Here is a 20162-nt window from a genome sequence, read left to right as displayed (position 1 = left end):
GACTAGGCCAACTTCAGTTCGGCCAGCGCGCGCTGGTGATCACTCTGATGTTTCAGCACCACGCCGAGGGTGGCGCGAACGGTGTTGTCGTCGAGGTCGTGCATGCCGAGGGCGAGCAGGGTATTTCCCCAGTCGATGGATTCGGCCACCGAGGGCAGTTTCTTCAGCTGCATACCGCGCAGCACGTGCACGATCCGCACCAGTTGCGCCGCCACCGCCGCCGAGAGTTCGGGCACCCGGCTGGCCAGGATGCGGCGTTCGAGTTCCTCGTCGGGGAAATCCAGGTGCAGGTACAGACAGCGCCGCTTGAGCGCTTCGGACAGTTCGCGGGTGGCATTGGAGGTGAGCACCACGAACGGGCGGCGTTGCGCGACGATGGTGCCGAGTTCGGGCACGGTGACCGCGAAATCGCTGAGCACCTCGAGCAGCAGACCTTCGATCTCGACGTCGGCCTTGTCGGTCTCGTCGATGAGCAGCACGGTGGGATCGGTGCGGCGGATCGCGGTCAGCAGCGGCCTGGCGAGCAGGAATTCCTCGGTGAACACGTCGGCCTTGGTCTCGGCCCAGTCGTTCTCGCTCGACGCCTGGATGCGCAGGATCTGCTTGGCGTGATTCCACTCGTAGAGTGCGCGCGCCTCGTCGACGCCCTCGTAGCACTGCAAGCGCACCAGTTCCGCGCCCGCGGTCTGGGCGACGGCGCGGGCCAGCTCGGTCTTGCCGACGCCTGCCGGTCCTTCGATCAACAGCGGTTTGCCGAGCCGGTCGGCCAGGAACACCGAGGTGGCGGTGCCCTTGTCGGCGAGGTAGCCGGTGGTGGCCAGCCGCTCGATCACATCGTCGACCGAGCCGAAGATCGGCTCCTGGGTCGTGCTCTGCTGCGAAGCCACGTGGTGTCCTTCCCTAGGCGAACAAACGGGGGGATCCGTTGTCGAGGCGAGGACGAATTACCCTCGACCGACCGGTCCGTATCACACGGGACGGATCTGACCGTCGCCCCACACGATCCATTTTGTCGAAGTGAGTTCGGGAAGCGCCATGGGGCCTCGGGCATGCAGTTTCTGGGTGGAGATGCCGATCTCCGCGCCGAAACCGAACTGCTCGCCGTCGGTGAAGGCCGTCGAGGCGTTGACCATGACTGCGGCGGCGTCGACGCGTGCGGTGAATTCGCGGGCCGCGGCCAGGTCACCGGTGACGATGGCCTCGGTGTGCCCGGTGCCCCAGCGGTCGATGTGCGCGACGGCCGCGTCCAGATCATCGACCACCGCCAACGCGATGTCGAGGCTGAGATATTCATCACCCCAGTCCCGGTCGTCGGCCGGGGTGAGGCCGGGAAGGTCGCCGTGCACGGTGACGCCGTGCCGCTCCAGCGCCTCCATCAACCTCGGCACCGCCGTGGTGGCGATGGCGTCGTCGATCAGCACCGTCTCGGCCGCGTTGCACACGCTCGGCCTGCGGGTCTTGGCATTGATCAGGATCTGCTCGGCCATGTCGAGATCGGCGGCGGCATGCACGTAGACGTGGCAGTTGCCGGTGCCGGTCTCGATGGTCGGCACCGTGGCATCGCGGACCACCGCGTTGATCAGGCCCGCGCCGCCGCGCGGGATCACCACGTCGACCAGGCCGCGCGCCTGGATCAGGTGGGTCACGCTGGAACGGTCCGCACTCGGCAGCAACTGCACCGCGTCGGCCGGGATACCCTGCGCGACCAACGATTCCCGCAGCACCGCGACCAGCGCCGCGTTGGAATGCGCCGCCGAGGAGGAGCCGCGCAACAACGCGGCATTACCGGACTTGAGCGCGAGGCCGAAGGCGTCGACGGTGACGTTCGGGCGGGCCTCGTAGACCATGCCGACCACCCCGAGCGGCACCCTGACCTGCCGGATCTCCAGACCGTTCGGCAGTGTGGAACCCCGGACGACCGTGCCGATCGGATCGGGCAGGCTCGCCACCTGGCGCAGACCGGAGGCGATGCCGTCGACGCGGGCCTTGGTGAGACGCAGCCGATCGAGCAGCGCCTCCTCGGTGCCGGCGGCCTGCGCGACGCCGATGTCCTCGGCATTCGCGGCCAGCACCGTGTCGGCCGCCGCCAACAGCGCGTCGGCGGCGGCGTGCAGCGCCTCGTTCTTCTGCGCGGCCGTGAGCCGGGCGAGCGCCTTGGACGCGACGCGAGCCTTGCGCGCGGCCTCGTGCACCACCTCGCGGGTATCGACCTCGGTCGTCGTTCCTGCCGTCATACCAGTACAGCCTACTGATGCGCCGCACCGCGATTTCCACCGCCGTACCAGGTCGCGAGGACATGCCGGGGCGAACCGAGGCAGGCGTATCCCGACTGTCGCCCGCGATGTCGACAGCCCGAATCACCCCGCGACGCCGACCGCACGGGTTCGTGGCCCGGACAGGCGTCGAGTCGTTACCGTCGGCCGCTATGACCACAGGAAGCGACCTGCCTTCGATCGCCGTGCTCGGCAGTATCAATATGGACCTGGTCACCACCACCGACCGTCGTCCCGAACCGGGCGCGACCGTGCTGGGCACCGGATTCGCCACCGTGCCCGGCGGCAAGGGCGCCAATCAGGCCGTGGCCGCGAGTCGCGCGGGGGCGCGGGTGGAATTCCTCGGCGCGGTGGGCGATGACGTCTTCGCCCCCGAACTGCGGGGCACGCTGATCGCGGCGGGGGTCGGGGTGCGCGGGTTGCGCACCGTGCCGGGGCCCAGCGGTGTCGCGGCGATCGTGGTCGACGCGAGCGGTGAGAACAGCATCATCGTCGTCGGCGGCGCCAACGCGAGTTTCGCCGAGCCGACCGAGCGGGATCTCGCTATCGTCGCCGAGGCCGATATCCTGCTGTGCCAGTTGGAGATTCCGATCGCCACGGTGGCGCGGGCGGTCGCGCACGCGGCGGTGAACGGCACAACTGTGCTGCTCAACCCGTCGCCGGTGACGCGGCTCCCGGCGAATCTGTGGGCCGATGTCGATGTGGCCGTGGTCAATTCGGGCGAAGCACGCGAGCTCGGCGCCGCTCTGGACATCGTGCCGCACGTCGTGACCACCCTCGGCGGCGACGGCGCACGGTACCGGGGACCGGACGGGCAGGCGGCGTCGTGTCCGAGCCCTCGGGTCGAGGTGGTCGACACCACCGGCGCGGGCGACAGTTTCACCGGTGCGCTCGCCGCGTCCTGGCATCGCGGTACCGACTACGCGCTTGCCTACGCGTGTGCCGCCGGTGCGCTGGCAACCACCCGGCTCGGCGCGAGCGCGTCGATCCCCACGGCCGCCGCCATCGAATCCCTGCTCGACCAGCCGAGATTCGCACGGGAAACGCCGAAGAAACACTGAATATCCTTCGGCGATTCGCCCTCTCTTCAGCGGAAGCGCCTCCGCCCGCGAGCACACGGTGGTTCAATCACAGCGATGTGTGCTCTCGGATAGCTATATCCAGTGAAGGGAGTTCTGCGTGATTCCCACTGTCGCGGAGCAGGTGCAGTTTCGCGTCGACCGATTCCAGTACGGCAGGGTGGTCGGCGAATGGGGCGGCAGACATATCGCACACCGCGGGACGCCCGGCGCCGACGCCGTCCGACTCGACGGCACGGACTACCTGCGGATCGCCGACGACGAACGCATAGCGCACGCCATCTGCGCGTCCGTTACCGCCGCGCCGGGCGGTTCCGGCGAATCGGCGCTGGCACGCGCACTGGCCGACCATATGCGCGCACCCGCGGGCGTGCTGTGCCAATCGGGGTGGCAGGCGAATATCGGGCTGTTGCAGACCGTCGCCGACCCGCGCACACCGGTCTACATCGACAGCCTCGCGAACATGTCGCTGTGGGAGGGGGCGAAAGCGGCGGGCGCGCCGCTGCATCCGTTCCGCCACAACTTCCCCGGACATCTGCGCGAGGAGATCCGCACCTACGGTCCCGGCGTGATCGCCGTGGACGCCATGTACGGCGCCACCGGCAGCCGCAGCCCCCTGGCTCAGCTCTGCGATGTCGCCGAACAGACCGGAAGTCTGCTCGTGGTCGACGAATCGCACACCCTCGGCACCGACGGACCGCTCGGCGCGGGCGCGGTGGTCGCGCTCGGACTCGCCGAACGGGTGCCGTTCCGTACCGCGAGCCTGTCCAAGACTCTCGGCGGGCGCGCCGGAATCGTCTGCGTGAACGGCGTGGACTTCGTCGACTACTTCACCGTCGAGGCGTATCCTCGGGTGTTCTCCACACCGCCGCTGCGCCACGAGATCGCCGGACTCGCCGCGGCGCTCGAGATCGTGCGCGCCGACGACTGGCGGCGCGAGCGCCTACGCCAGATCGCCACTCGCGTTCGAGATGCCCTGAGCAGCATGGGATTCGATGTCGGCGCCGTGGCCGCACCGCTGGTCGCACTGCCCGGCGGACCCGATCAGCGCGCCTTGGCGATCCGCGATTTCCTGGCCGAGCGCGGCATATTCGCCAAAGCGCTCTGCCCGCCGATGACCCCGCGCCATCGCACGCTCGTGCGTTTCGCGCTGCACGCCGGACTCAGCGATATCGATGTGGAGCGCGTCGTGCTCGCCTGCGAACAGGTGCGCGACACCTTCGGCACGCTGCCGCCCGCCCCGGTCGCGGCGCGGCCCGATGTGTCCGCCACCGCCGCCGACACCGGGCGCTGAGCCCACGGCCCACACGGTGCCCTCAGCCCACACGGTGCCCTCAGCCCACACGACACCCTGCGCCGCCACCCACACGACGTGCTGAGCCCACGCCCGCGGCATGACCGCCCATGCCGTCGGCGAGTGCGAGCAGTCTGGCGCCAGCGTAGACGGAATCCTCGTTGTTGCCGCGGACGAGACCGCGGTCGCCGCGCGCTGCGTAGCGGAGAACAAGTGTCACGGTCGCAGCTCGATCACTGTCTTGCCGACACGGACCGGCGTGCCGAGACCCACAGTTCTTTGCACCACCACTTGCACGGCGTACCGAGGCCCCCCGCGACTCGCCCCGCGCCGAACACGCAGGCACGCGCTGTGAATTCGGCCGCGTATACCGTCCGGCACGCACCGGTACACCTATGGTTGACGACCATGCCAACCACTGCGGAGCGCATACCCGCCGACGGCGCGGAACAGGCCGTCGACCATATCGACGCCGACATGATCGCGCTGTCCTTCGTGGACAACGCGGGCATCACCAGGGTCAAGACGGTGCCTGCCGCGCGGTTGCGGCACGCGGCGCGCTTCGGTGTCGGCGTCTCCCCGTGTTTCGAGACCTTCACCTTCGACGACGCCATGGCGGTGGGCCGCTACCTGGGCGGACCCGACGGCGATCTGCGTATCGTGCCCGATCTCGGCGCGCTCACGGTGCTGGCCTGTCAGCCGGGGTGGGCGTTGGCGCCCGCCGACAAGTACACCCAGGACGGCGCGCGATTCGTGGGCTGTCAGCGTGGCTTCGCGGCGCGTCAGGTGGCGGCGGCGGGTGCGGCCGGGTTGCAGCTGTCGATGTCGTTCGAGACCGAATGGTCGCTGGGGCGGGGTGATACGGCGGGGTTCGTGCCTGCGTTCGAGGGGCCCGCCTACGGCATCCAACGCCTCGGACCGGTCGCCGACTACGCAAGGGACCTCGTCGCCGCGCTCACTCGACAAGGGCTGACGGTGGAGCAGTTCCATCCGGAATACGCACTGGCCCAACTGGAGATCTCCCTCGCGCCGGACGATCCCGTCGCGGCCGCCGACGCCGCGATCCTGCTGCGCCACACCATCCGCCAGGTCAGCGCGGCCGCCGGGTGGCGGGCCAGCTTCGCCCCTTCTGTCGATCCCGACGGCGCGGGTTCCGGTGCGCACCTGCACTTCTCGGTGCACGACGCGGACGGTTCGCTGTTCGCGGGCGGCGCCGGCCCCTACGGCATGCGTGCGCCGGGCGCGGCCTTTCTGGCGGGCGTGCTGCGTGAGCTGCCCGCGCTGGTCGCCGTCGGTGCGGGTAACCCGGCGAGTTTCCTGCGGATGCGGCCCTCGCGGTGGGCGGGGGTCTGGCAGTGTTGGGGTCGTGAAACCCGGGAAGCCGCACTGCGTTTCGTGACAGGGGTGCGCGGCACCGAGCAGTGGGCGGCCAATGCCGAGGTCAAATGTCTCGACGCGACCGGCAACCCGTACCTCATCGTCGGCGCGGTCATCGCCGCCGGACTGGCGGGCGTCGCGGAGAATCTGCCGCTTCCCGACGAAATCACGGGTGACCCAGCACATTTCGATGCCGCCGCCGCGGTGCCACGCCTGCCCGAGGACGCGGTGCAGGCCGCTCGGCGACTCGCCGACTCCCACGTCCTCGCCGCCGCGATGGGTCCGGAACTGCACGACGCGCTGCTCACCGTCCGCGACGCCGAGGCGCAGCGCTGCCGGGAAGCGACGCCGCACGAACTGGTCGAGTCGACGCTGTGGCGGTTCTGAGGTGATCACCGACGGCGTCGCACTGCTCGACCAGCACTGTCACGGCGTCCGCACCGAGGATCTCGATCGCGCGAACTTCGAGGCGAACCTCGGCGAGGGCAGGCGCGGACACATCGACTCGGCCCTCGGGCTCGCGGTGCGCCGATTCTGCGCACCCGTCCTCGACCTGGAAGCGCACGCGAGCGCCGACGACTACCTCGCCAGGCGCGCCGAACTCGGCTGGCGCGAGGCATCGACTCGACTGTTACGCGGCGCGGGCGTGACCACCTGGCTGATCGACTCCGGCTTCTGGCCCGAACCCGATGCGGCACAGCATGATACGACCTTATCGCGGGCGCGGAATTCGGGCAGACACCCGTTGCGCGACAACGCGGCCCCGATCACCGCGCCGCACACCGACAAACTGGCCGCGTTCGGTGCGCTCGCGGGCACGGTCGGGGAAGTGGTGCGCCTGGAACAGGTCGCCGAACAGGTCATCGCCGAACGCCGCCACTCCCCGCTGCTGTTCGCCGAGATCGAGAACACGCTGCGCGAACGCGCCAACGACGCCGTCGGATTCAAGACCGTGGCCGCCTACCGGTGCGGACTGCATTTCCCTTCGGTCGAGTTCCCGCCATCCACCATCCCCGCCGATCACCGCATCACGGATCCGGAACTCATCGGCTGGCTGGTCGGCCTCGGCGCGCGACTCGGCGCCGAACTCGGTCTGCCCCTGCAGATCCACACCGGGTTCGGCGATCCCGATCTGCGCCTCGACCACGCCGACCCGTTGCTGCTCACCGACTTCCTACGCGCCACCGCCGACACCGGACTCACCGTCGTCCTGCTGCACTGCTGGCCCTTCCACCGCAACGCCGCCTACCTGGCGCACCTGTTCGACCACGTGCACCTGGATCTCGGACTGACGATCCCGCACGTCGGCGCCCGCGCGGGCGCGGTGCTCGCCGAAACGCTGGAACTCGCGCCGTTCGGCGCGCTCGGCTACTCCTCCGACGGTTTCGCACTACCGGAGCTGCACTATCTCGCGGCGCTGCTGTGGCGCCGCGGACTCGGTCGACTGTTGGACGATTGGCTGGCCGAGGACCTGATCACCACCGTCGACGCCGAGGCGATGGTGACGGCGATCGCTTCGGGCAACGCGCGCCGGATCTACCCGGTCGATCGCGTGCGGGTAGCGGGATAGCCGGACGCGGGCGGCTTCGCGGATCCGCCCTACTCGCGTCACGATCCGCCGTACGGCCCGGGCAGGTGCCGACCGGGCGGGGCCGCGCTGCGGGCAACGCACCGAACCTACCCGGTCGATCGCGCGCGGGTAGCGGGACAGCCGACGCGGACGACCTCCCGAATCAGCCCTACTCGCGTCACGATCCGCCGTACGGCCCCGGCGGGGCGCGCCGCGGACAACACGCCGGACTTACCCGGTCGATCGCGCGCGGGTCGCGGGACAGCCAGACGCGGACGACCTCCCGAATCAGCCCTACTCGCGGTCACGGTCCACCGTACGGCCCGGACAGGTGCCGACCGGGCGGGGCGCGCTGCGGGCAACGCCCCGGACCTACCCAGTCGATCACGTGCGGGTCGCGGGACAGCCAGACGCGGACGACCTCGAGAATCCGCCTACTCGCGTCACGATCCGCCGTACGGCCCAGACAGGGCGCGCCGCGGACAACACGCCAGACCTACCCGGTCGATCGCGTGCGGGTCGCGGGACAGCCGACGCGAACGACCTCGGGAATCCGCGCTGCCTTCGTCACCGTCCGCTGCACGGTCCGGTGGCGGCCCGGGCGGAGCGGGTACGACACCGGACCACCGTGATCGGTCGCGAGGAGGGCACAGCGGACAGGCGGGGAGGGCGCACCGGCGGAATATTCGCGTGCGCGGAGGCGGGCGTCCTCTCTACCGTGATTCGAGTAGTACACCGAGAGGATCGAACAATGTTTCCCGTCGAGTTGTCCGGAACGCGGGCGCGGACGTTGATGTGGGCCGACGAGCACGAGATCGACCCCGCCGCGCTGCGGCAACTGCGCGCCATCGCACGACTCGACCGGGTGCACGGCGTGCGGGTGATGCCGGATGTACATGTCGGCAAGGGCACAACGGTCGGCTCGGTCATCGCGATGCGCGGCGCGGTGGCGCCCGCGGCGGTCGGGGTCGACATCGGCTGCGGGATGGAGAGCGTCAAGACCGACCTCACCGCCGCCGACCTGCCCGACGACCTGGTCTCGCTGCGCCACCGCATCGAGGCGGCGGTGCCGGTCGGATTCCAGGCGCACCGCGATCCGGTGGATGTCGCGAAGCTCGGCGCGCGTTTCGGCGCCTCGCACGGGGAACTCGCGCGCGGCGTCAACGACTGGCGGCGGTTCTGGAAGGAGTTCGGATCCCTGCACCCCGACGTCCAGAATCTGGAGAGCAAGGCAGGTAAGCAGATCGGTTCGCTCGGCGGCGGCAACCACTTCATCGAGGTGTGTCTCGACGAGCACGACGGCGTGTGGATCCTGCTGCATTCGGGCAGCCGCAACATCGGCAAGGAACTCGCCGAGCGCCACATCGCCGTGGCGCGCGCGCTGCCGCACAACCGCGACCTGGTCGACCGCGACCTGGCGGTATTCGTCGCGGACACCCCGGAGATGGCGGACTACCGCCGCGACCTGACCTGGGCGCAGGAGTACGCGGCGCGCAATCGGGCGGTAATGCTCGCCCTGGTCTGCGGCGCGGTCCAGGACGAGTTCGGTGAGCGCCAGGTGCGTTTCGAGGAGCCGATCTCCTGCCACCACAACTACGTGGCCGAGGAGACGATCGACGGCGCGCCGATGCTGGTCACCCGGAAGGGCGCGGTCCGCGCGGGCGACGGGGATCTCGCGCTGATCCCCGGTTCCATGGGCACCCGCTCGTATGTGGTGCGCGGCAAGGGCAACCCGGATTCGTACTGCTCGGCCTCGCACGGCGCGGGTCGGCGGATGAGCCGCGCCCAGGCCAAGCGCCAGTTCACCGTGGCCGATCTCATCGCCCAGACCGAAGGCGTCGAGTCGCGCAAGGACGCGGGCGTAGTCGACGAGATCCCGGCCGCGTACAAGGACATCGACGCGGTGATCGAGGCGCAGCGCGACCTGGTCGATGTCGTGGCGACGCTGCGTCAGGTGCTGTGCGTGAAGGGCTAAGGAGTGTGCGGGGCCGTGGTCGCAGCGGCCCCTGTACTCGGTCGCGCTTGGTCGATCCGGCCGCAGGTGGTCCGTGATGTCGGCGGGGTTCGCGGTGGTTGCCCGTCGAAGGCGCGATCCCCGCGCGGCTGTGCGGTGTCGGCGGGGCTCACTTCCCAGTGGGCGGTAGATCCTCGGCGCGGAAGCGACAGCCCGTCGATCCGACGATGACCGCGGCCTTCAAGGTGCCGAACTTGATCTCGTTACCGTCGTCCGGCGAGTGCAGCACGACGTCGTGGTCACCCGGCCGGTCGATACGCACGGTGAGGGTGGTCATGCCGTTGCGGGCGGCGATGTCGCGCGCGATGCGCAGCACTTCGCCCCACGCGGTTTCGGGAATGGGGGTGTCGGAGACGAAGCGATCGGTGGTCATCGACACACCCGTGGTCTCCAGGTAGGGAGAAGGGCATCCGAGTGTGCTCTGCTCACGATTGCTCCTGGTATACCAGTTCAACTCCGGTGCAATAGTTTTCGCCGCGTCGGTGATCTCGCGCACCACGGCCGCCAATTGTGCTTCACTGTCCACGACCGAAGGCAGCGCGCGCATCCGTTCCTCCGCGTGCGCGATCTCCTCGGCGCTCGGTTTGGTGTTGTACGGATCCTGCACACAGCCTCCACATGCACTCAGGATCGCCGCACCCAGCACTGCGGCCAGCGATCGCGTCATCACGTTCGTCATGTCAGCGCACCACCTGGTCGGGCAGGCCCGCCAGGATCACGGCCATGTTGTAGGTGGCGGTGCGCAATTCACCGTTGCCGCTCGGCCGCGGATATTCGCTGTGACCGTTGGCGTCCTCGCGGTGCACGCCGTCGCTCGTGGTCGCCTCGCGTGTCGAGATCTGCTCGAGACCGGTCGTCACCGGGTCGGGTCCGAAGACGCCGAAGCCGTCGGCCCATGCGATCGGGTCGTCGGGGGCGCGCATGACATAACCATGTCCCTGCGCCAAGCCGAGGTCGGGTTCGTCGTCGGCGTTGACCCCGGGCGAGCCGTAGAAGACCGCGTCGTCGACCGGGCCGTCGGGACCGAGTTGCTGCAATGCCAGTGCTGTCGTGTAGGAACCGTAGGAGTGCCCGAGGGCCGTGATGTGCGGATCGGTCTTGTTCGACGCGGCGTCGAGCCCTTCGTAGAAGCTCGCCAACTTGGGTGCGCCGTCCTCGGCGCGACCGGTACCGGCGGCGGAGGCGAGATCCGGCGGCGGCTCGTACCCGAGCCACGCGATCGTAGAAACCTTCTCGCCACCACGACCGACACGGTCCAATTGCTGCTCTGCCTCCTCCTGAAGTGCTTTGGCCTCCTTCGTCATCCCACTCATGGACTCCACCGTCGTGGACACCCCGGGCGCTGTGACCGAGATGTGGTCGGCGTTGTCGGGATCCCCGACGGCTATCGCGGCCATGCCGTTCTCGCCGGACCTCATATCGAGCATCAGCAGCCGGGCGCCCTTGTCGGGATCGTTCGGATTGAGGGGGTGGTCCTTCAAGATGGACTCGATCGTGTCCAGGTCCTTCAGTTTCGCCTCGACACGGGCGAGTTCGGCTTTGTCGGCCGAATTCGGGTCGGGGGAATTCGGATCGAGGTCGAGCGGGCCGTACTCGTTGTCCGCGAGGCGATCACGCAATTCGGTCTGCTGCCGGGTCAGGCGGGTGCGCTCGTCATCGATGAGATTCACATTGGCTTCGTGGCGGGCGCTGGACGGGATGCCGTCCCGGTTGCCGATCCATTCCGGATGCTGCTCGATGACCTCGTCGCGCTGGCGCTCGCCGAGCGCGTCCCAATATTCCTTGTACTGCTGCGGTGTCGCGTTCTCGGGCGGCGCGAGGACCGTCAAACCGCCCTGGGAGGCGCCCGCGGCGGCGGCCGCCGTGACATCGGTGGCGCCCTTGTCATCGATCGTTCCGTCGGCGGCCCTGTTGAGCACGTCGGCGGCATCGTCGACGATGTCGTCGGCCTGACGCATGACCGCGCGGGCGGCGTCGATCAGCTCCAGCCGGATCGCCTCCACCGAGGCGGGGTCGGGCGCGCCGGGCCGGTCGGCGATGGTGACATGTCCGGCATCCCAGACCTCGAGCCCGTTGGCCTCGGCGGTCCGATCGATGGTCTCCAGGGTCTGTTTGAGGTGTTTGACCGCTGCCCTGGTCTGGGTGGTCAGCTCGCGCACGGCGCCGAGGACCGCGGCCTCGTCGACCAGGCTGTCGGTGGTGACGGTGAAGCCGCGGCGCGCGGCGTCGGCGGCCGCGCCCTGCCACCCCGGGAGGGCGCCGATGTCGGTGAGTTGACGATGCACGTCCTGCACCGTGGTGATGCGCTGGGACAGCGACTGTTCGAGCAGTTCGAGCGCCAGTTCGTTCCACCAGCGTATGTCGGGTAGCAGCACCGTCGGATTCCCCCAATGAACAAGACGCGCTCGGACGGCAGTGGTACTGCGCGTCGCAGTGCACACTGTATCGTACGAGATCATCAGCGCCTGGCTGCTGGAACGGCACGCGAGGCCGACCCCGGGGGGCACCGTGGCAGAGTCTGTTTCCGTCGATCCACAGCAGTTGCGCACGGCCGCCGGTCGCCTCGACATCGTGTTCGAGGAGTCAGGGACGGCGTTGCGGGACACCGATCGAGTCATCGCCGAGTGCGGACCGGCATGGAAGGATCCCGCCGCGACCGCCTTCGGCCGGTTCACCACCTATCTGGAAGGACGCCGCACCCAGTTGCAGCAAAGTGTCGCGGGACTGTCGGAGTCGCTCGCGACCACGGCCACCGGTATGGAGACGCAGGACGGATCGTCGAGTTCGGCACTGTCCCAACTGACCTCGCGGTCCTCGAGCCTCGATCTGTGAGCTCGCCCGACCCGTTCGCGATGTCGCAGTCGCCGTAGTTTCGGCGGATGTCGGTCGGTTCGAGGCGGGCGCCTCGAATCCGCCGCGAAATTCGACCGATTTTGCCCGAAGTTCGGCCGGTGCCACAGCCGCCCCGAAACGTGCGCCATCGAGACCGCTACCCGATGGCGACCGAGAATTCGCCCCCACGACTTTGTCGGTGGGGTAGGGCACCATGGGGGCCATGACTTCGGCGAGTGAGACCTCCGTGATCGATACCGCCGCGCCCGACCTGCGGGAACGGGCGGAACACCTGCTGCGTGAGCTGGCGGGTCCATCGGCGCGGCTGCGCGAGGACCAGTGGGTCGCCATCGAGGCGCTCGTGGTGTCGCGGCGACGGGCGCTGGTGGTGCAGCGCACCGGGTGGGGCAAGTCGGCGGTGTATTTCATCGCCGCGAAACTGCTGCGCGGGGCGGGGCGCGGTCCCACCGTCATCGTGTCTCCGCTGTTGGCGCTGATGCGCAATCAGGTGGCCGCGGCCGACCGCGCGGGCGTCGTCGCGGCCACCATCAACTCCGGCAATGTCACCGAATGGGACGAGATCCACCGGCGGGTGGCCGCGGGTGCGGTGGATGTGCTGCTGGTCAGTCCGGAACGGCTGAACAATCCCGATTTCCGCGATCAGGTGCTGCCACGGCTGGCCGCCGACGCCGGACTCGTGGTGATCGACGAGGCGCACTGCGTCTCGGACTGGGGCCACGATTTCCGCCCCGACTACCGGCGCATCCGCACGCTGATCGCCGACCTCGGCGCCGACGTGCCGGTGCTTGCCACCACCGCGACCGCCAACGACCGGGTGGTCACCGATATCGCGGGCCAGATCGGCACCGACACCCTCGTGCTGCGCGGCACCCTCGACCGGGAATCGCTGCACCTGTCGGTGCTGCGCTTCGACGACGCCGTCGAACGCACCGCCTGGTTGCGCGATCATCTCTCCGACCTGCGCGGTTCCGGGATCATCTACACCCTCACCGTGGCCGCCGCCCACGATCTGGCCGACGTGCTCAACGAATGCGGCCACCACGTCGCCGCCTACACCGGCCAGACCGACCCGACCGAACGCGAGTCGCTCGAGGTGGCGCTGCTCGCCAACGAGGTGAAGGCACTGGTCGCCACCTCGGCGCTCGGCATGGGGTTCGACAAACCCGACCTGGGTTTCGTGGTGCACGTCGGTGCGCCGTCCTCGCCGATCTCCTACTACCAGCAGGTCGGGCGCGCCGGACGCGGCACCGATCGCGCCGAGGTGATCCTGCTGCCCGGCCCCGAGGACACCCGGATCTGGAGCTATTTCGCCTCCGTCGCCTTCCCGCGCGAACATATCGTGCGCACCGTCCTCGACGCGCTCGACTTCGATCGCCCCCTGTCCACCGCGGCGCTCGAGCCGCGCGTCGAGTTGAACCGCTCCCGCCTGGAGATGGTGTTGAAGGTGCTCGACGTCGACGGTGCGGTGCACCGGGTGCGCGGCGGGTGGATCACCACCGGTCAGCAATGGGTCTACGACGGCGAACGCTACGAGCGCTTGTCGGCGGCGCGCGAAGCCGAACAGCAGGCCATGCTCGACTACCAGGGCACCGCCGACTGCCGCATGAATTTCCTGCGCCGCCAACTCGACGACCCCGGCCTGCCCGACACCGAAGCCCCCGGCTGCGGCCGCTGCGACAACTGCACGGGCGTGCGCCCCGACGCGGGCGTCGACGCCGCCTCGCTCGCCGCCACCCGCGCCCGACTCGACCGTCCCGGCCTCGACCTGGCCCCGCGCAAACAGTGGCCCACCGGACTCGGCACTCTCGGAATCCCGCTGTCCGGCAAGATCACCCGTGGCCCGGAAACCGGCCGGGCCCTCGGCCGACTCACCGATCTCGGCTGGGGCCAACGCCTGCGCGCCCTCCTCGACGCCCCCGACGACCCCATCCCCGACCGGGTTTTCGACGCCTGCGTCGCGGTGTTGCGCGAGTGGAACTGGGCGCAGCGCCCGTCGGCCGTCCTCGCCCTGGAATCCCCCACCCACCCGGTCCTCACCGCCACCCTCGCCGCCCGCCTCGCCGAAGTGGGCCGCCTCACCGACCTCGGCACCCTCCCCCGCCGCCCCGACCGCCCGCCGGTCTCGGCCGCCAACTCCGCGCACCGCGTCGCGGCCCTGCACGACAGCTGGGAAATCCCCGACCTCTCCCCCGCCACCGGCCCCATCCTCCTGGTGGACTCCCTCACCGACACCGGTTGGACCTTCACCGTCGCCACCCACACCCTCCGCACCGCGGGCGCACCCCCCATCCTCCCCTTCGCCCTCGCCTCGGTGACCTGATCGTGTCCGGCGGGTGGGGCGGCCGGGAAAGGGATAGGGTCGGTCGGGTGGCAGGCAAGTCCGGGACGCCCGCGGTGGAATTGGATGTCGGGGAGCGTCGGGTGCGGATCTCCAATCCGGATCGGGTCTATTTTCCCGAGTCGGGTGCGACGAAACTCGACCTGGTCGAGTACTACCTGAATGTCGGGGACGGGATCGTCAACGCGTTGCGGGATCGGCCCTGCATGTTGCATCGGTTTCCGAAGGGGTTGGCCGGGGACAAGGTGCATCAGAAGCGGTTGCCCGCGGGGGCGCCCGACTGGGTGCCAACGGTGCGCGTGTTCTTTCCGCGCTACGGGCGGCATGCCGACGAATTGTGCGTCGGTGAATTGGCGGATGTTATTTGGGCGGTGCAGATGTCGACGGTGGAATTCCATCCGTGGAATTCTCGGCGCGCCGATACCGAGCGCCCCGACGAATGGCGTATCGATCTGGATCCGATGCCCGACTGTCCGTGGTCGCGGGTGCGGCGGGTGGCCGGTGTCGTGCACGAGGTGCTGGACGAATTCGGGGCGGTGGGCTGGCCGAAGACCTCGGGCGGCAAGGGGCTGCACGTCTACGTGCGTATCGCGCCGGATCACGGGTTCGCCGAGGTGCGAAGAGCCGCACTGGCTTTCGCGCACGAAGTGGAACGCCGCGCACCGGATGACGTGACCACGACGTGGTGGCGCAAGGACCGCGATCCGAAACTCCTGTTCGTCGACTACAACCAGAACGCGAGGGACCACACCATCGCCGCCGCCTACTCGGTGCGCGGAGTCCCCGCCGCGACGGTGTCCACCCCGGTGCGCTGGGACGAGATCCCGGATATCGATCCGCGCGATTTCACCATCGCCACCGTCCCCGCCCGCTACCGCGAACTCGGCGATCTGCACGCGGGCATCGATGACGCGGTCTTCGACATCACTCCCCTGATCGAACTCGCCGACCGGGAACGCCTCGAGGACCCGCCCGACGACGAGTGAGCACCTCCCCGACCACCCTCGCGGGGAGGCGATCGCGCGCAAGCAGTGCTTCGACAGGATCGCGGGCGCGGCGCCGTCGATCGGATGCGCCGACCGAGGCGACGGTCTCGCGGCCGGGCAGTTCGCGATCTCTGGGCAACCGCGCCGATGGCCGATCGTGCGATCCGAGATGCCTCACCTGGTGCGATCGGGTGTGGAGGGCGAATATCGATCCCCGTGATTCCACCTCCGAGTGCCGCCTGTGACGCATCGCTCACGTGGCCGCTCATATGACACATAAACAGCCTATGAGCTGGACTTATCGTGCTCGGCGGCGACCATTGCCGCATACGTGATGGAGGCGCGGTGAAAGGCGAAGGCGAGGTGGAGCGCCCGGTGCCGGACCTCGCGCCGGAATGGCGTACGGCGCGCGGTGTAAGTTCGCCCGTGACGGGTATCGGCCCGTTCGAGTCGTCGGGTGTGCGCCCGGTCGGCTTCGGTCGGTGTTCGGCGAGGAGGTCCGCGCGATGAGCGATCCAGTCGTACCTGTGGCGATCGGGCCGGACGGGGCCAATACCGTGCTGTTGGAGAAGGCCGTGGTCGAGGGCGGCGCCGTGGTCGGCGCGCGCGAGGAGGCCAAGGGGCTGATCTGGGTCGGCGGGCCGAACGATTTCCCGGCGGAGTTGCCCGCGTCCGTGGAGTGGGTACAGTTGCCGGCGGCCGGTGTCGAGGACTGGTTCGCCGCAGGCGTCGTCGAGCGCTTCCCCCATATCCGATTCACTTCCGCCGCAGGCGCTTTCGCGGCGAGTGTGGCCGAGCACGCGCTCACGCTGCTGTTGGCCGGGGTGCGGTATCTGCCGGAGCATCTGCGCGCGGACCGGTGGCGGCAGCAGGATTTCTTCCCGCACGTCGGTTCGCTGCGCGGCAAGACGGTGACGATCGTCGGCGCGGGCGGTATCGGCCGCGCGCTCATTCCGATGCTGACACCGCTCGGCGCGCACGTGATCGCGGTGAACCGCTCCGGGCGCCCGGTGACGGGCCACGGCATTCCGGACACCGTCGAAACCGTGTCCGCCGACCAACTGGGCAAGGTGTGGTCCCGCACCGATCACGTCGTGGTCGCCGCACCCGCGACGGCCGCGACCCACCACCTGATCGGGGCCGACGCGCTGTCCCGGTTGAAGCCGTCGTCCTGGGTGATCAATGTCGCACGCGGACCGCTCATCGACACCGACGCCCTGGTGGAGGCCCTGCGACGCGGCGCCATCGGCGGCGCGGGACTCGACGTCACCGACCCCGAACCGCTCCCGGACCGCCACCCGCTCTGGTCGCTGCCGAATGCCATTGTCACCCCGCACGATTCGAACCCTCCGCAACTGCGGCTCGCCGCCTTCGCCGACCACGTGGCGGAGAACGTGCGCCGCTTCGTCGCGGGCGAGGAACTGCTCGCCCCGATCGATCCCGCCCGAGGGTACTGACCGGCCGCGTCGGCGGGGCCTGCCGGTTGTCAACCCGGCTGTAACGCGGAGCTCTCGATCACTGTGGCACCCGGCCGACAGAACGGGCGACGCTTGGTCGAAAGAGGTTTCCGCACCGGCGAAATCGCATAGCGCCGGGTTCGGGTGGGCGCTGCTGCCGACAGCAGGCAGCCCCGCCTGATTCATCGACCACGCCGAGCCTTCGAAGGACACCGCGGGACAGATAATGTCGGATACACCGAACACATCGCTCGGCCCACGTCACTTCGACGCGCACGCAGAGATCTACGACCGAGGCCGACCACCGTATCCGCGAGCACTGTGGGCGCGCCTGCGGGAACTCGACCTGCTGCGTCCCGGAGTGCGCGTGATCGAATTGGGCGCGGGCACCGGACTGGCCACCGGCCCCATGCTGGCGGCGGGCGCGGCGGTGACCGCCGTCGAACCGGGCCGTGAGCTCGCCGATCGCCTCCGCGCGCGACACCCGCGAGCGACCCTGCTCCTCGACACCGCCGAGAATGTCCGGCTACCGACGTCGACATTCGATCTGGCCGTCGCCGCGACCTCGGTGCACTGGTTCGATCTGGACACCGTACTGCCCGAACTGCATCGCGCCCTGGTATCCGACGGCTGTTTCGCGGTGTGGCGCAATGCCTTCGGTGATCCGAACGTGCCGGTTACCCCGTTCAGGGAGCAGGTCGAGCGGATCGTCGCGCGCCGGGGTGAACGCGACAACCGGCCGGGACCGGGCGAACTCGACACCGACATGTGGGTGGATCGGCTCACCGACTCCGGTCACTTCGAAGCGACCCACATCGAGCACTTCCGCTGGTCGATCGACCTGGGAACCGACCGGATCCGCGACCTGTTCACCACCTTCAGCGACTGGCGGCCTGCCGAGGTCGATGAGGCCGCGTCGGCGGTGCGCGCTCTGGGCGGCGTGGTGACCGAGCACTACCTCACCCCGTTGATCGTATTGCGTCGCGCCTGAACACCCCTTCCATCAATGTGCCATTGACAACTGGCACATTGATAAATGATCCTTGGCTCATGACACGGTCAACGAAGACCACGGTCGGCGGCCCCTCACCGCGGGCCGTCCTCACCGCCACCGCAGCCGAGTACCTGCTGCGGCCGCTGAACTGCGCGGTTCCGCTCAATCCGCCGGGCGTGTGGTTCGCACGCACCCTCATCGCCGCGCTCATGGCGGCGGGCGGACCGGTGCCGTCGGGCACCTCGGTCACCGCGGTCCGGTCCGGTGCGGTGCGCGGGGAATGGGTGCGGGCGCGCGGCGTGGAATTCGGGCCGCGCGTCGTCTACTACATCCACGGCAGCGCGTACGTGCTCTGCTCGGCGCGCACCCATCGCGCGCTGGCGGCGCGGCTGTCGAAACACACCGGACTTCCGGTCTTCCTCACCGACTATCGGCTCGCGCCCGAACACCGCTTCCCCGCCGCGGCCGACGACGTCGAAGCCGGATACCGGTGGCTGCTCGACCGGGGCGTCGACGCGCGCGACATCGTCGTCGGATGTGATTCGGCGGGTGGACATCTCGCCCTCGACCTACTGATCGAGAACGGCCGCGCCGGACGACCGCAGCCCGCGGCGGTCGCCATGTTCTCTCCGCTGCTCGACCTCACCTTCGCGCTCGCCGCCGAACGGGAACGCCGCCGCCGCGATCCGCTGATCTCCGCGCGCGCCGCGGCACGCATGCCGCGCGAATACACCCGAGGCCTGCCCGCGGACACGCCGCGGCTGCGGCTGCGCGTCCCGGACGGCATCGACCTGCCGCCGATCCTCGTCCAAGCGGGCGGCGCGGAAATGCTGACCGCCGACGCCCGCGCGCTCACCGCCATGGTCAGGGCCGCGGGCGGCGCCTGCGAACTGGAGATCTGGCCCGGTCAAGTACACGTCTTCCAGGCGCTGCCGCTGCTGTCGCCGGAGGCCGATCCGGCACTCGAACGCGCCGCGGACTTCCTGCGCACGGCCATCGCCGCGCGCCCGGCGACAGAGAAGGTGAGCTGAGATGTTCGGACTCGACGCACTACTGCCCAGGGCCCGCCGCACCCACAACGCGCGCGCGGTGGTGACCGGCGCGGGCAGCGGTATCGGCCGCGCCTTCGCGATCCAACTCGCGGCCCGCGGCGGCACGGTGATCTGCGCCGACATCGATCAGGCGCGCGCCGAGCAGACCGTCGCGCTCATCGAGCGCGACCACCCCGGCGCCGCGCACGCCTTCCGCTGCGACGTCTCACGGCGCGAGGACGTGGAACTGCTCGCCCATGTCGCCGAGACCACCTTCGACGGCCCGGTCACCCTGCTCGTGAACAACGCGGGCGTCGGCATCGGCGGCAAACACGTCGGCGATATCGGCTTCGCGGACTGGGAGTGGGCGCTCGGCGTCAACCTGTGGGGTGTGGTGCACGGCTGCGAGATCTTCGCCCCGCAACTGCGCGCGGCCGGACGCGGCGGCATCATCAATGTCGCCTCCGCCGCCGGATTCGCGGCCGCGCCGTCGATGGCGGTCTACAACACCTCGAAGGCCGCGGTGGTCTCGCTGTCGGAGACCATGGCCGCGGAACTCGCAGGCACCGATGTCGCGGTGACCGTGCTGTGCCCGACCTTCGTCAAGACCGAGGTGGTCGGCGACGGTCGCATCACCGCCGGATCGCGGCAACTGGCCGAATTCCTCATGCGCTGGACCGGTTTCACCCCCGAACAGGTCGCCCGCACCACCCTCGACGCGCACGACCGCGGCAGACTCTACGTCCTGCCGCAACTGGACGCGCACGTGATCTGGCGGCTCAAGCGCTGGTTCCCCGCCCAGTACACCTTCGCCCTCGGCCTCCTGGATCGGCTGCTGCCGCAGGAGGATTCCACCACGAACGACCGCTCGGTCACCGACAAGACGGGAGTCTGAC

16 protein-coding genes are annotated in these 20162 nt (G+C 69.5%); 12 read left to right on the top strand and 4 right to left on the bottom strand.

The features are described from left to right. Positions 1–2: 2 nt before the first annotated feature. Both IT779_RS12890 and IT779_RS12885 read right to left on the bottom strand, forming a co-directional pair. The gene (locus IT779_RS12890) at positions 3–887 is read right to left on the bottom strand and encodes an AAA family ATPase (RefSeq protein ID WP_196149491.1); all 885 of its coding nucleotides are present in this window, start codon (positions 885–887) and stop codon (positions 3–5) included. An 81-nt stretch (positions 888–968) separates the two neighbouring features. Next, positions 969–2234 (bottom strand): glutamate-5-semialdehyde dehydrogenase, encoded by a 1266-nt coding sequence (locus IT779_RS12885; RefSeq protein ID WP_196149490.1) that lies wholly within the window; start codon positions 2232–2234, stop codon positions 969–971. 191 nt (positions 2235–2425) lie between these two features. On the opposite strand from IT779_RS12885, the gene IT779_RS12880 reads away from it, so the two are divergent. From IT779_RS12880 to IT779_RS12860, 5 genes are all read left to right on the top strand, one after another. Further along, the gene (locus IT779_RS12880) at positions 2426–3334 is read left to right on the top strand and encodes a ribokinase (RefSeq protein WP_196149489.1); all 909 of its coding nucleotides are present in this window, start codon (positions 2426–2428) and stop codon (positions 3332–3334) included. 118 nt (positions 3335–3452) lie between these two features. Continuing rightward, a complete protein-coding gene (locus IT779_RS12875) occupies positions 3453–4646 on the top strand; it encodes an aminotransferase class I/II-fold pyridoxal phosphate-dependent enzyme (protein WP_196149488.1) in 1194 nt (397 codons plus the stop codon). Between the two features lie 408 nt (positions 4647–5054). After that, the gene (locus IT779_RS12870; RefSeq protein WP_196149487.1) at positions 5055–6410 is read left to right on the top strand and encodes a type I glutamate--ammonia ligase; all 1356 of its coding nucleotides are present in this window, start codon (positions 5055–5057) and stop codon (positions 6408–6410) included. A 1-nt stretch (position 6411) separates the two neighbouring features. Further along, positions 6412–7593, top strand: a complete 1182-nt coding sequence (locus IT779_RS12865; protein WP_196149486.1) for an amidohydrolase family protein — start codon at positions 6412–6414, stop codon at positions 7591–7593. Positions 7594–8344: 751 nt separating this feature from the next. Next, positions 8345–9568 carry an RtcB family protein gene (locus tag IT779_RS12860; RefSeq protein WP_196149485.1) on the top strand — a complete coding sequence of 408 codons (1224 nt, stop codon included), beginning with the start codon at positions 8345–8347 and terminating at the stop codon, positions 9566–9568. A gap of 148 nt (positions 9569–9716) precedes the next feature. Here IT779_RS12860 and IT779_RS12855 read toward each other — a convergent pair whose 3' ends face one another. Both IT779_RS12855 and IT779_RS12850 read right to left on the bottom strand, forming a co-directional pair. Next, entirely contained in the window at positions 9717–10214 is a 498-nt protein-coding gene (locus tag IT779_RS12855; protein ID WP_332838777.1) for an LppA family lipoprotein, read from the bottom strand. A 73-nt stretch (positions 10215–10287) separates the two neighbouring features. Further along, positions 10288–11982, bottom strand: coding sequence for an alpha/beta hydrolase (locus IT779_RS12850; protein ID WP_196149483.1), 1695 nt, complete (start codon positions 11980–11982; stop codon positions 10288–10290). Between the two features lie 133 nt (positions 11983–12115). Here IT779_RS12850 and IT779_RS12845 point away from each other — a divergent pair, with 133 nt between their 5' ends. The 7 genes from IT779_RS12845 (at position 12116) to IT779_RS12815 (ending at position 20161) form a co-directional block, all read left to right on the top strand. Continuing rightward, the gene (locus IT779_RS12845; RefSeq protein WP_196149482.1) at positions 12116–12439 is read left to right on the top strand and encodes a WXG100 family type VII secretion target; all 324 of its coding nucleotides are present in this window, start codon (positions 12116–12118) and stop codon (positions 12437–12439) included. A gap of 223 nt (positions 12440–12662) precedes the next feature. Beyond that, positions 12663–14780: a RecQ family ATP-dependent DNA helicase gene (locus IT779_RS12840; RefSeq protein ID WP_196149481.1), complete on the top strand. Its 2118-nt coding sequence runs from the start codon at positions 12663–12665 to the stop codon at positions 14778–14780. Positions 14781–14827: 47 nt separating this feature from the next. Then, positions 14828–15784, top strand: a complete 957-nt coding sequence (gene ligD / locus IT779_RS12835; protein ID WP_196149480.1) for a non-homologous end-joining DNA ligase — start codon at positions 14828–14830, stop codon at positions 15782–15784. Positions 15785–16290: 506 nt separating this feature from the next. After that, positions 16291–17241 (top strand): D-isomer specific 2-hydroxyacid dehydrogenase family protein, encoded by a 951-nt coding sequence (locus IT779_RS12830; RefSeq protein ID WP_196149479.1) that lies wholly within the window; start codon positions 16291–16293, stop codon positions 17239–17241. 226 nt (positions 17242–17467) lie between these two features. Continuing rightward, positions 17468–18232: a class I SAM-dependent methyltransferase gene (locus tag IT779_RS12825; RefSeq protein ID WP_196149478.1), complete on the top strand. Its 765-nt coding sequence runs from the start codon at positions 17468–17470 to the stop codon at positions 18230–18232. 59 nt (positions 18233–18291) lie between these two features. Continuing rightward, positions 18292–19266: an alpha/beta hydrolase gene (locus IT779_RS12820; protein WP_196149477.1), complete on the top strand. Its 975-nt coding sequence runs from the start codon at positions 18292–18294 to the stop codon at positions 19264–19266. A 1-nt stretch (position 19267) separates the two neighbouring features. Next, positions 19268–20161, top strand: coding sequence for an SDR family NAD(P)-dependent oxidoreductase (locus IT779_RS12815; protein ID WP_196149476.1), 894 nt, complete (start codon positions 19268–19270; stop codon positions 20159–20161). The last annotated feature ends 1 nt before the right edge of the window (position 20162 follow it).

The organism is Nocardia bovistercoris (assembly GCF_015674855.1).
Lineage (GTDB): Bacteria > Actinomycetota > Actinomycetes > Mycobacteriales > Mycobacteriaceae > Nocardia > Nocardia bovistercoris.
This window is presented reverse-complemented; position numbering and strand designations above follow the sequence as displayed.